This is a genomic window from Sulfitobacter sp. (assembly GCF_036960155.1).
In the GTDB taxonomy this organism is placed as follows: Bacteria; Pseudomonadota; Alphaproteobacteria; order Rhodobacterales; family Rhodobacteraceae; genus Sulfitobacter.
On the sequence record NZ_JBALWB010000024.1, the window covers coordinates 20,232 to 32,348 of the forward strand.

The following is a 12,117-nucleotide window of genomic DNA, read 5'->3' on the forward strand; positions in this document are numbered from 1 at the left end:
CAGCACGGCGATGGTTCTAGGGACTGTCGCCGCCGCGCAGACACCCGTTTGGAAACTGGATGATCCGCATCTGAACATCATTCCAAGAACCGCAGGTGAAGTCGCAAGGATCGCTGCAATTACAAAGCTCACAACTGATTTTTCCAAACCACAGACTTATGAAGAAAAGCCAGCTGGTGCTGCTACTGTTCGCGTGCGCCGAAATGCAGATGCGTTTTCGCAACCCTCGGGCAACATCACCTTTGAGGATGAGCTGAATTTCAAGGTCGGCAATGGTTTGTTTCGCAAACTGTGGGTTTCCTCACCCTCCTCTACACTTGCTTCGGACGGGCTGGGGCCGTTGTATAACGCGCGGTCTTGCCAGCGGTGCCACATCAAAGACGGGCGTGGTCATCCCCCTGAATCACCTGATGACAACTCGATTTCGATGTTTCTTCGCATCTCCATTCCTGGCCAGCCGGAAGACGGTATTGAGCAGATCGAGGGTTACCTTGCCACCCTGCCCGATCCGACCTATGGCACGCAGCTACAGGATTTTGCCGTCCAAGGGCACGCTTCAGAATACCGGATGGACATCACCTATGAAGAAGAGATTGTCTCACTTGCTGATGGTCTAGAGGTGTCATTGCGCCATCCGACCTACGCCGCGGCTGATCTAGGGTATGGGTCACTACATCCTGATGCCATGCTCAGCCCGCGTGTGGCGCCCCAGATGATCGGGCTTGGCCTGCTTGAGGCGATCCCCGCCGCTGACATTCTGGCGGGTGCTGATCCCGAAGATTTGGATGAAAACGGCATATCGGGGCGCCCAAACGTGATCTGGTCCGCAGTGTATGATAAACCGATGCTGGGCCGCTTTGGCCTTAAGGCTGGTAAACCCACTGTTTTGGAACAATCAGCCGGAGCATTTTCAGGTGATATCGGGATATCAAATCCGGTTTCCCAAGATCCGGCAGGTGAATGCACCGATGTGCAGATCAAATGTATAAACGCCCCGCACGGCGACAAGGATGACCGCGTCTTTGAAATTGATGCAGAAGGCCTTGATTTGGTATCGTTCTATAGCCGCAACCTTGGTGTGCCCGCACGCCGTAACGTAGCCGATCCGCAGGTTCTGCGCGGTAAGGACGTGTTTTATGATACGGGCTGCACGTCCTGTCATACTCCCAACTTCGTGACGCACAGGCTTGAAGATCAACCAGAACAGAGCTTCCAGCTAATTTGGCCGTTCACCGATTTGCTGCTGCATGACATGGGGCCAGACCTAGCTGATAACCGCCCCGAAGCCCGCGCTAGCGGTGATGAGTGGCGTACACCACCGTTGTGGGGGATCGGCCTGACGCAACAAGTCAGCGGTCACAGCTATTTCTTGCATGATGGTCGGGCGCGATCTCTTTTGGAAGCAGTCTTGTGGCACGGCGGAGAAGCGGCAACACAACGCGAAACCGTCATTCAATTACCCACGGCGGATAGGGATGCTCTGATCGCCTATCTGGAGAGCTTATGAACCGTTTTCTATTGATGGCTGCATTAGTTGCTGCCCCCATGGCTGTGACGGCACAAACACCTAACCCTATCGTGTCGCAAATTGTGGACTCCCATATTCTAACTCGGTTTCAATCCCTTGCAAATCTTTCTGCTGACCTAGCGATTGCCGCGGGCAATGATTGCTCGCCTCGATCTCAACCTTTGCGCGCCGCGTATGGGGCTTCATTTGACGCGTGGGTATCGGCAAGCCATTTGCGATTTGGCCCTACAGAGGTTGATGATCGCGCCTTTGCGTTGGCGTTTTGGCCGGATAGCCGTGGGGTCACACCCAAATCTCTAACTGCGTTGATTTCAAACCAAGATCCTGTTGTGGCCTCTGCCGACGCCTATAGCGACGTTTCAATTGCGGCCCGTGGTTTTTACGCGTTTGAGTTCCTTCTGTATGATGATGGGTTTAACGAATTGGGGGATGCGGGTTATCGTTGTACATTAATTCAAACTCTTACATCCGATATCGCATCCACCAGCGCAGCCATTCTAACGGATTGGCAAGAAACCTATGCTCCCAAACTGTTGCAGCCTGAACCGACGGGCACATATCGATCAAACGATGAAGTCCTGCAAGAATTGTTCAAAGCTTTGACCGCTGGTCTGCAATTCACTTCTGAAACCCGATTGGGTCGCCCTTTGGGTACGTTTGATCGCCCACGCCCGAAACGCGCCGAGGCATGGCGCTCCAAACGTTCGTCCCGCCATGTCACGCTGAGCCTTGAAGCGCTTGATGATCTGGTTCGCAAACTTGCGCAGGGTGATCCTGATCTGGCGCTGCGGATCAAAACAAACTTTGGAAAATCACTTACCCTTCTCAAAAATCTAGATGATCCCACCTTTGCCTCGGTTGCGGCACCACAAACGCACCTTAGAATCGAGGTGATCCAGCAATCAATAGACACAACCCGTGCACTCATCAGCGCCGAACTTGGTCCGACGTTGGGCGTGGCCGCGGGATTTAATGCGCTTGATGGTGACTAAGATGAAAACAGATCGGCGTCATTTTTTGGGTGGGTTGCTGGCTACAGGACTGATCCCAAAACCAACATGGGCGGACGCGGGGGCACCATCCTATCTGACAGCAGCGGCAAAGCCTGACAGATCATTTGTCTTATGCGGTGTTTCAGACAGTTTTGAAATCCTCTTTGAGGTTGGGCTGCCATCTCGTGGTCACGCTGCCGCGGCGCACCCCGCCCGCCCCGAAGCCGTAGCATTTGCCCGCCGTCCCGGAACTTATGCTGTGGTGATCAACTGCGTGACCGGAGAACAAACAGCGCAGCTTAACGCGCCTGAGGGGCGTCATTTTTATGGTCATGGAACGTTCTCACAGGATGGGAATTGGCTGTTCACCACTGAAAACGATTATGAGGTCGGTCGTGGGCGTATTGGCGTTTGGGACGTAACAAACGGATATGTCCGTTCAGGTGAGTTCAGCAGCGGTGGCATTGGCCCGCATGATATCAAACGGTTACCGGGCACAGATACGCTGGTCGTTGCAAATGGCGGGATTGATACACATCCAGAATCCGGCCGCGCTAAGCTGAACATCCCAACCATGGAGCCCAATCTGGCGTATATCACTGCGGGTCACGTCGACGACGTGATGATCCTGCCCTCAGAGATGCACAAGAATTCGATCCGCCACCTCGCGCTCAGCAATGATGGGGCTGTCGCCTTTGGCATGCAGTGGCAGGGCGACGAAGCGGTCGCATCCCTTGTGGGTCTGCACCGGATGGGCGTGCAGGCCATTCTGTTTGAAGCGCCACCCGAACAGGTTGGTATCATGAATGGATACATCGGTAGCATCGCGTTCGAACAGAACGCCAAAACGATTGCTGTGACCTCACCGCGCGGTGGGTTGGTTCAGATCTATGATGCAGAACGTCATACCCTTTTGGATTCATTTGCGATCACAGACGTGTGTGGGGTCGCGCCCCATGCCCGTGGATATGCCGTGACATCGGGTACTGGCGACATCGGTAATCTTACGGGTAACCAACAAAACCTGAGGAAAAATTCGGCGTATATGTGGGACAATCACCTGATTGTGGTTTGAATGTTTATAGACGCGTTCAATGTTGAACTTAGGTTAGTTGATAACAGGGTCACCAACCCTTCATCTGCACGGCCCACTATGATTAGCGGCCAGTTGTTGTGATGTCTGTGACGTCACGGCCACATCAGGAGGGTTTGCGAATACCGTCTCGCAGCTTACTCGCCATCTCTTGAACCACATCCTGCGGTGCTGTTGCGGAAAAGAGAAATGAATGTGTCACTGCGGGTAATGCAGGTAGATTCCGTGACTTATCCGCAATCCTCATCCCCTGTTGCACAGCCCTTGCAGGTAAAACGCCAATGGCTAGGCCTGCCCGGATGGCACAACGCAGGTTAGAAAAGCTCTCGCTTCGAAATTTGATGTTAAACGCGCGGTCATGCTCTGTTAGGACCTTACCAGGCATTTCGCTCCACCAACAGTCCCGGTCAAGAACGGCCAGCGGTAGAGGGTCTTCTGGACGGTACTCAAAACCATCTCCTTCAACCCAATGGGTTGCTTCGGTTTCCAAGATCTCACCAGAATGACTGCCAATGCTGTTGACGACCGCGATGTCTAATCGACCTGCCTCAATCTCTTTTGCGAAACCTGAAGTGCAACCAGATGTGACTGTCATATCGACCTCTGGATAGGCCCTACTGAATTCAACCAAGGCCGTTTCAAAGATCATATCATCGTAATGATCAGGAATTCCGACCTTAACCTTGCCCCGCAATGGCTGAGCAAACATTGAGCGGACACGTCCCAGCTCTGACAGAATATGATGAGCGACGGGGAGCAGTTTTGCACCATCAACAGTGAGCTTCATGCCTCGTGCATGGCCTGAGCCGCGCCCAGATCGCTACGATTGACGCATGGGTGCCTGTGGTGATGCGAGGGGATGTGTGATGGGAAATGACCGCTCGATATCGAGCAGAACAACCGAGAGGGCGATCGAACGGGCGGTCTTGGGCGTTCTCGCGGCCGGCGTTGAGGTCGGTCGTGTCATCGTGCATTCGGGCGGAAAAGTGGAAATCATTGCAGCCAGTTGCGATGTGCGCGTAGGCTCCACTCAAAATGAGGTAGAACTATGCGACGCATTATTCACAAAAAAAAGCCCAACAACGGTAACTCTCAAGGGCATAAAACGCGTTAAGGCGCCCAGTGGACAAATGTACCTTTACGTCAGACGCAACGATGGCCCCGATGTACGCTTGCCTGATCTGCCCACCAGTGATCCCGAATTTCTAAAGGCATATACAGCCGCCCGAGAAGCACCGAAACGGGTACAGGGTCGGCACAAAGCAGGAAGTATTGGCGCAGTCTTCACAGCATGCCTTGCGAGTGAGGATATTCACACAGTCAGTCCCGCCTACCGCGCTATGATAAGACGTCATGCGGACGATATTTGGGAAAGCTATGGACCAGGGCCGATCAGAGGCCTAGAGCGCCGCCACATCCAGAAAGACGTGGACAACGCCAACGCATCTGGGCACAGACGCAAAACCTGGCGTTGGGTGGTTAAGTGGGCCATCCTTAACGGTTTCTTAGACAGCGACCCAACGGAACGTGTGGCGCTGCCCCGAACGGCACCAACAGATGGCCATCCTGCGTGGACAGCAGACGATGTGCAGGCATTCCGCAATCACTGGCCGCTCGAGACACGCCAGCGCCTTGCGATGGAACTGCTGCAATGGTCAGGAGCGCGAATCAGTGACGCGGTGATGTTGGGCCCACAACATGTCGGAAAAGACGGCGTCATCGCCTACACCCAGAAGAAAACAGGTAGCATGGCATACTGTCCTTGGCGGTGTGTTCTTCCCTCTTATGCCGTAGCATTATCAACAGACAGAGAGACGATGCATGCCGCGATCGATGCGCGCGAAGAACATCACCTAACATTCCTTGCAACAATCCACGGAAAATCGAGATCAGCAAATTCAATAGGTGGCGTGATCAGCAGCGCAGCGCGTGCCGTCGGCATTGAAAAAAGCGCACACGGCCTCAGAAAATACCGTGCTACACAGCTCGCACATGCTGGCGCAACGCCTCACCAGATTGGTGCATGGACAGGGCATGAATCACTGCGTGAGATCGAGCACTACACTAAATCCGTCAACCGCCACGCTGCGGTGCCGGGAACACCTACAGAACAAGAAAGTGGCAAAACACTCGGACTTTTGCCAAAACAGCATCATAAATAGCTGATTTAATGGTGTAATTTTTAGAGGTGGTGGTCCCAGCTGGAGCGTGTATATCCTGCGAATTCAACAAATTATACTGGAAACCAGTAAAAAAACAGGCCACCTGATTTCAATAGGTTATAATCATTTTTGGAAACGACCAACGGGTAATCTCTGAGGCACCACATCGATGACAGCTATCAAACGTATCACCGATACTCCTCCTTTTTGTCGTATGCCTGAATGTCGGCTGTACGGGGTAAAGTTGCAAGTAGACGAGTGAGGAGCAATGACCGCTCCCAGCCCAAAGCAGACATGGCCGAACGACACTTCTGGCGGAGAACCGACATTCGCTGCAAGTGCGAAGATCATCTGAACGCCTCCTGACAGCAGACATTCAAGTGGGCATTCCCTTTTTCTTCTTCGAAAAGGTTGGGCGTCAACCGAACGCATCCCTTAACCGAACAGAAATGCGGTAATTCCCGTTGCGGCCGAAGCACTAACCGCTGTTAATGCAACCCTTTTTCCACTGTCAGCCATGTTCGATTTTCCGGTCAAGATATTGATGGCCTCAAGCCCAGCGGTCGCCAGCCCAGAAATTTCAGCGGAATCGATAACACGATCACTTATGGTATTGTTAGCAAGGTCTTCAAAAGTTCCATCAACTTTCAGAGTCATTTCTGCATTTGAAAAGTAACTTGTTTCGACCCCTTCCATACGCTCGGCAACTTCAGACGTTGCTAGGACATCGATGTTTTCATAACGAGACTGATGCGCTCTGACGTAACTGACACTATCCGTAGCCTTCAGCTGATATTCCTCCAAAACTTCATCGGTTTCTTTGGATTTGATCATGACATCTGAACCTTGGTGGTTCGTTGCCTCATGCAAAACGGCATAGGTGTCATGGTTGTCTTCATTGTATTTTTCAACGAATTGAAGCTCGTGATAAATTCCTTTGACGTTATTCGCAACACCCTGCATTTGCTGCGGACTAAATGCATGAAGATACTCTGAGAGTTCAGCCTCAGAGGCGTTCGCCAAGTCGCCATCAGAACGCCGTAATGCTTCAAGAACCAGGACTTGTTCCGGCGTACCATCCAACGCGGTATGCGATAGCAATCCGTAAAAAACACCCCCGATAATTCGCTCAGCGCTCAATGTTGACTGTCTTTGTGTAAATTTTTTGAAATCTCTAATCGCAACAAGTTTGAAATCGGTGATAGCATGATGGCGATATGAGATGGCATTTCTCACATCCAACCTAGAACAAACATCATCTTGATTGTCTTCCAAAAAACGCTGAAATGGCTGCAGCGTTTGTAGAAATTGGCTGGCTTCATCTGCAGTGAGCACAACGTCTTTCTTCGCCAATTTCTCTTTTATTGCAGCGGCTAAAAGACTTGCCGTATCCACAATGCGCCTATCGACATCATGTAGGTTCTCATACTCACGCGCAGTCGAGGATAACAGCTTGTACGCGCCTACACCCAACAACAAACCAAAACCGGACAAAACCATCGCCCCAGCCGCCATACCTCCACCGACAACGCCTCCAATAGCCGCAAGAGTTGCACTATTGGCAGCCGCCCCAGATAAGCCTGCAATAGCAGCACCGGTGCCCGCGGTGCCAAAAGTGCTGACCAGTCCAAATAGAGAGAACGTGCCTGCAGCTGCTGCAAATTTTGCGGATACGGTCCGCCCAACTTTGGCTTGCCAGTCCCCCGCCTGGCTATGGGTTACCTGCAATACGCTTGCTGTTATGGCCGTAAGCTCTCGATGGGTGTTTTCCAAGAGCTCTCGCCCATTTTCAGGTGGAAAATAGGGTTTGATCGCCTCACGGGCGAACCCATACAGGTCAATGGAGGATCGCCCGAACTGCTGAACAGTAGACGAAACCTCTGTATCATTCAGATAGCCTTTGGCGGGTTCAATGAAACCTTGATCCAAAGCTTTATTAGCGCCTTTAACTTTTTCACTGAGATCAAGTTTACCATCCACTGTTGCCGCAGCTTCAGTAATAAATTCCTGAGTTTTAGTCGCGGCCTTCAACACGGGCTGGACGGCGCGATCTAAGTCTAACTCCTGATACTTTTGCGAAAAACCTTGATGCGCCTTTTGGCCGTATTCAGAGATAGTCTCTCCCACTTTATGTTCTTTTATAAATCCACTTGCCGTCCGCTTTGCATCTCTGGCAAGTCGCTGCGCCCTTCTAAAAGCATTTTCGTTATTGCTCATCTCATTTTCAATCTTCATGGTGGTCAGTTAGCAGTTTCTCGAACAATCTACGTGGCGAATATTAACTACTCAACCCATGCGCATAGTTGAATTGTAGCCAATTGCACGTTGGCGCAGTCGCAACTAATGTACGCCTTGTTTGCGAAATGTGAATTCAACAATCCCTTGATTATCAAGTTACAGCGAATGTCTGGTCTGACGGGCCGCTCCGTAGGGATCGATGGTGACGACGAACGACGGCTCTGGGCCGGACTTCACTATGAATGTGATTTTGTTAGCAGCTTCAGTGAAGTTAGTAACGCTTGGAAGATAGAGAATTGCCTGTAAGGAATACTGACACGATGGACATACGCTGGTTCTTAAAACAACGCTTAGATTTCATCCGAAATCACTACGATTGTAGCACATCGACTTTCTTAAACATAACACGGCAGATCGAGGGCGGAGAGGCACCTTTTGACAATCCGCCTTATAGCGAGGATGGAGAACCCCCTTTTCAAATTGAATGGGAAGACGCTAACACGTCAATCGATCTCATTGGAATCTCCTGCGTGTCGCTTCTTAGTGATGCGTTGAAGCTTTACCTTAACTCGATCAAGAAATTGGAGTTTCGTTTCGAGTTTGGAGAGACGGAAAAAATGGCCTTAAAAAAGGGATATGTCGGTGCCTTTAAGGTCGCGTTGGGTGAAATACTCAATACAGATTGGGAAGAGAGTGGTGTCGATTTTGATATCTTAGAGCAGGTAGTGCTTGCTCGAAATCAAGGTCAACACGGAAACGACATCACCGGGTTTCGAGTTAAGATTGATGCCAAGACTATACAGCAGCACCCGAGACCAATTTTCGGCCGAACCGAGGAAATCGAAGCCATGGACGGGGAAGACTTAGTATTCTGGAATGTCCATGGCATAACGATGAAAATCGACCGCGTGTCTTTATTCGCAGCGATTGATGAAATCGAGAAATTGGGTGATTGGGTTGAATTAAATCGAGACCGAGCGCTGCCGTGGGTTCAAAATCAGCGTGCCCTGCGTCAAGCGAGGGCAAAACCCGAATCGAACTCCTAACGCTGAAGGAAAAAGCAATATCCGTTTAGGGGCGACTGAAATGCTGCGTCCTGCATGAATGTCCCCAATGCGGGCTGCGGGCGCAGCATCAAGCGGTTGTGGTCAACGATGGCTTTGGGCCGTTCGTGTAACTTTGCAAAGTACACTTTCTGCGCAAAGCTGCCATTGACGCAAATGACGTCTAACGGCAGCTCCCAGCCCAAAGCGGACATGGCCAAACGAAACCTTTGGCGGATTGCGTACCTTCGCTGCGCCCGCAAACTAAACTGGGCAATCTGAAAAAAGCGGACGCTCAGGGCTGCGACCCAGCTTTTTCGATGTGCAATCGCGGCGAAAGTCGGCAAAGAGCCCAAATTGACGGATACTGCAAGGCACATGAATGTCTGTTGTGGTGGGACAGTTGCAATAACCGTGACAAAATCAAAACGAGTTTCGCCAAGGGATTGTCACACAAGATCTTGCAATAATTTGGGACTTGGACATCTTGGGGCAGCAACAACCGTTTTGAGGCTTGTCCAGTTCGGGGCGGCAAGGGAGAGGCGGGTGCGGTGAGCTATTCAGGATTATACAATTCGTATGAGGTGTTAGTATAACTGATTTCATCGCCCCTCAAAAACTTCAAACGAAGCCCTCGAACTGAGTACGTGAAACAGAGCCTTATTCCGTTTTGAAATTTCACCATGAAATCACGAGGGCCCTGATTGTATATTTTTTGAACTTCCCACTCAGCATTCTGAACTGCCTCTATCACCTGAAGGCGATTTTCAGCTATCTGATGCCACGACTGAATCAGAAGAACGTAGTTAGAGATATTCGGCGCGATCCCAGGATGCTGGTGGTCAATAAAGTCCTCCCATTCTAAACTAAGCCCAGGAAGCGCTACGTGTTCGTAACCAGCGTGTCGTACTTCAATCATTTAAATACCCCGTCCCTAACGCGTTCGCACCCAAAAATCACAACCATACCGCGAAGGCAAGCAAGACAAGTTAGCTACTTCTCAACAATCGAAATTTTATACTTAGAAAGTTGATTACTAGCGCTCTCCAATGCTAAAGAGATTTTCTTTCGCTTAAAAATTGTTACCATAACGGGAATTAATAAAGACAATATAATTGGTGTAAAAAGTATTAGAATTGTCAGCCTTGGATAGTTTAACAGAAAAGTCGGCTTTACTATGGCTTCATTTGCAAGAATCGTGAAGTCGATTAATAGATAAAACGAAATCCCCGAAAAGACTAAGGCCGAAGTCGCCAAGGCGATAAAAACCCATTTTGGCAAGACCGCATTTTTCAAAAGGCCCTCTGCCGTGTTTAAACTCCAATTGGCATTCAAGATTTCCGTCGCAACGGAACACTCAGGGCTATTCTCCTTAATACTATCCCAAATAGAACGCATAACCGCGGCACGCTGGCGAAGCTCCACAAAAGGATCACCAAAATAGAAGAGTACAGCCGAGAAACCCATGTTCATTGCCACCGCAAGCTGAAGGATGCTTTGGAAGTCTCCGTTCATATGCACGTCTAGCCCCGTAAAATACTTCGTCTCTAATCCTATATACCAGCGATAAGTCGCGTGTCATGTATTTTGTGGCCACCGATGAAGACGCTGTGCCACGATGGGCTGTTAAGCTGCCCATGCATCTTATCTGAATGTTCTGCTAGATTGACACTTCTTGGCATTTGACCGACCTCAAACTAGGTCGGCGGCATCCGTCGCAGAAGCACTCCTTTTGTCACATCTTCAATTAACTGCTTGAAGTTCTAGTATAGGGTTTCTGTCACCGAGAAACACCACCGCTTCAGTCCTCGCCCATAGCAGCCGTTGGTGCAACCACAGCGAAAGGGCACTTTGTCCCGCTTAGGAGACCTTACTACCTCAATAATGCTGCAGCAACGTATCAATGTCTGCTTCGGGGAAGCTGCGCTGCAGCGTGCGAGGCCAACGCGAACGGTAGTTTTGGGCCGTTAGTCCGACTTTGCAAAGTACACTTTCTGCGCATAGCTGCCGCTGATGCAAATGGCGTCTAACGGCAACTCCCAGCGCTTTCGGTTGCGTCTGTCTAGTACTAATGTATCCTTCCACCTAAAGTTGGAAGCGAGCAAATGACCGAACGCTACACACTCAAAATGAACCTTTCTGTACGTGCTAGCATGTTCACCATGGAAGAGCTTCGGCGGCAGAAGCGGCTTGGCCTAAGCGACCAGAACGAGGATGTCCTGAACGGGCTTGTCGAGCAGAGAAAGTATTTTGAGGGCCAACAAGATAAGATGGTTCGTTCGTTGGCCGTTGCACTCTTTATGGCGTTCGTTGCGTGGAGCGGAAACGATATTAAGATCCCCGGTACGGGTACATCAATTGGTGGGGTCCCTGCTTTTCTGGAATTAAGTCTTATAACAGCGGCCTTTAGCGTTTTGATGATAACGTATGCATTTCTTTCCATCCAAATGCATAGCTCCGTAATCTCCGCTTTTGCTCAGGTGGTGCTTGCAAAAGGTGATTTGGACCCCGATTTATTCGCAGCGGCTAAAGTTCCGACTTGGCTCTTTTTAAAGTACGCTCAGGTGGCACCGGTAAATAGTCGTTTGCCGGGGTTCAGAATCTCAACTTTGGGGAACATTTACAACAAACTTCTCATAGGGTCTCTCGTGTTCGTAATGTTGGCGGGATGGATTTTCGCAATCATATGCATCTTATATATCGCTCACACCGGTCTTTCAGGATCTATTGCTGGCTGGGCGGTCTATCTTCTGTGTATCGGTCTTATTTTTGTTGCCATCATATCGATGGCCGCGAACGTCTTGAAGTTCAAGCATGAAATCGATTTTGATCTTCTCGAAGCCAACGGAGAAAACGAAACGGATACTCCCTAATCGTGGGGTGAACAAACACTGATCTGCGGCATGTTGATTGGGTGGCGAAGGTCCGGTTTGAGCAGTTCGCGTGACTTTGCAAAGTACACTTTCTGCGCATAGCTGCCATTAATGCACATGGCGTCTAACGGCAGCTCCCAGCCCTAAGCAGACATGTCCGTTCGACACAACGGGCGGACAGCGGACAT

General features: G+C 50.5%; 10 protein-coding genes. 6 read left to right on the plus strand and 4 right to left on the minus strand.

The window, feature by feature from the left end; genetic code table 11:
• Positions 1-10: 10 nt before the first annotated feature.
• Genes V7775_RS23980 through V7775_RS23990 form a run of 3 tightly spaced genes read left to right on the plus strand, consistent with a single transcriptional unit; the run spans position 11 to position 3,595 of the window.
• Entirely contained in the window at positions 11-1,507 is a 1,497-nt protein-coding gene (locus V7775_RS23980) for a di-heme oxidoreductase family protein (RefSeq protein WP_335754471.1), read from the plus strand.
• On the plus strand, positions 1,504-2,520 hold the full coding sequence (locus V7775_RS23985) for an imelysin family protein (protein ID WP_335754462.1): 1,017 nt from the start codon (positions 1,504-1,506) through the stop codon (positions 2,518-2,520). Before V7775_RS23980 ends, V7775_RS23985 begins: the two co-directional genes overlap by 4 nt.
• A 1-nt stretch (position 2,521) precedes the next feature.
• Complete coding sequence (locus V7775_RS23990) at positions 2,522-3,595, plus strand: DUF1513 domain-containing protein (protein ID WP_335754463.1); 1,074 nt, start codon at positions 2,522-2,524, stop codon at positions 3,593-3,595.
• Positions 3,596-3,719: 124 nt separating this feature from the next.
• Here V7775_RS23990 and V7775_RS23995 read toward each other — a convergent pair whose 3' ends face one another.
• Positions 3,720-4,400, minus strand: coding sequence for a LysR substrate-binding domain-containing protein (locus V7775_RS23995; protein ID WP_335754464.1), 681 nt, complete (start codon positions 4,398-4,400; stop codon positions 3,720-3,722).
• A 79-nt stretch (positions 4,401-4,479) separates the two neighbouring features.
• Between V7775_RS23995 and V7775_RS24000 the strand changes: the two genes are divergently transcribed.
• On the plus strand, positions 4,480-5,775 hold the full coding sequence (locus tag V7775_RS24000) for a tyrosine-type recombinase/integrase (protein WP_335754465.1): 1,296 nt from the start codon (positions 4,480-4,482) through the stop codon (positions 5,773-5,775).
• A 435-nt stretch (positions 5,776-6,210) separates the two neighbouring features.
• Here V7775_RS24000 and V7775_RS24005 read toward each other — a convergent pair whose 3' ends face one another.
• Entirely contained in the window at positions 6,211-8,010 is a 1,800-nt protein-coding gene (locus V7775_RS24005) for a hypothetical protein (RefSeq protein ID WP_335754466.1), read from the minus strand.
• A 323-nt stretch (positions 8,011-8,333) separates the two neighbouring features.
• Between V7775_RS24005 and V7775_RS24010 the strand changes: the two genes are divergently transcribed.
• Positions 8,334-9,059, plus strand: a complete 726-nt coding sequence (locus V7775_RS24010; RefSeq protein ID WP_335754467.1) for a hypothetical protein — start codon at positions 8,334-8,336, stop codon at positions 9,057-9,059.
• On the opposite strand, the gene V7775_RS24015 is transcribed toward V7775_RS24010, so the two are convergent.
• Positions 9,056-9,271: a hypothetical protein gene (locus tag V7775_RS24015; RefSeq protein WP_335754468.1), complete on the minus strand. Its 216-nt coding sequence runs from the start codon at positions 9,269-9,271 to the stop codon at positions 9,056-9,058. The two genes, V7775_RS24010 and V7775_RS24015, sit on opposite strands and share 4 nt — an antisense overlap.
• A gap of 778 nt (positions 9,272-10,049) precedes the next feature.
• Positions 10,050-10,571: a hypothetical protein gene (locus V7775_RS24020; RefSeq protein WP_335754469.1), complete on the minus strand. Its 522-nt coding sequence runs from the start codon at positions 10,569-10,571 to the stop codon at positions 10,050-10,052.
• A 590-nt stretch (positions 10,572-11,161) separates the two neighbouring features.
• On the opposite strand from V7775_RS24020, the gene V7775_RS24025 reads away from it, so the two are divergent.
• Positions 11,162-11,929 (plus strand): hypothetical protein, encoded by a 768-nt coding sequence (locus V7775_RS24025; protein ID WP_335754470.1) that lies wholly within the window; start codon positions 11,162-11,164, stop codon positions 11,927-11,929.
• The last annotated feature ends 188 nt before the right edge of the window (positions 11,930-12,117 follow it).

What these genes read in the sequence shown, in the direction of transcription:
- V7775_RS24015 (WP_335754468.1), bottom strand. Translation starts at nt 9,271, where the DNA reads ATGTCCGCTTTGGGCTGGGAGCTGCCGTTAGACGTCATTTGCGTCAAT.
- V7775_RS23985 (WP_335754462.1), top strand. Translation starts at nt 1,504, where the DNA reads ATGAACCGTTTTCTATTGATGGCTGCATTAGTTGCTGCCCCCATGGCT.
- V7775_RS23980 (WP_335754471.1), top strand. Translation starts at nt 11, where the DNA reads ATGGTTCTAGGGACTGTCGCCGCCGCGCAGACACCCGTTTGGAAACTG.
- V7775_RS24025 (WP_335754470.1), top strand. Translation starts at nt 11,162, where the DNA reads ATGACCGAACGCTACACACTCAAAATGAACCTTTCTGTACGTGCTAGC.
- V7775_RS24010 (WP_335754467.1), top strand. Translation starts at nt 8,334, where the DNA reads ATGGACATACGCTGGTTCTTAAAACAACGCTTAGATTTCATCCGAAAT.
- V7775_RS24020 (WP_335754469.1), bottom strand. Translation starts at nt 10,571, where the DNA reads ATGAACGGAGACTTCCAAAGCATCCTTCAGCTTGCGGTGGCAATGAAC.
- V7775_RS24000 (WP_335754465.1), top strand. Translation starts at nt 4,480, where the DNA reads ATGGGAAATGACCGCTCGATATCGAGCAGAACAACCGAGAGGGCGATC.
- V7775_RS23990 (WP_335754463.1), top strand. Translation starts at nt 2,522, where the DNA reads ATGAAAACAGATCGGCGTCATTTTTTGGGTGGGTTGCTGGCTACAGGA.
- V7775_RS23995 (WP_335754464.1), bottom strand. Translation starts at nt 4,400, where the DNA reads ATGAAGCTCACTGTTGATGGTGCAAAACTGCTCCCCGTCGCTCATCAT.
- V7775_RS24005 (WP_335754466.1), bottom strand. Translation starts at nt 8,010, where the DNA reads ATGAAGATTGAAAATGAGATGAGCAATAACGAAAATGCTTTTAGAAGG.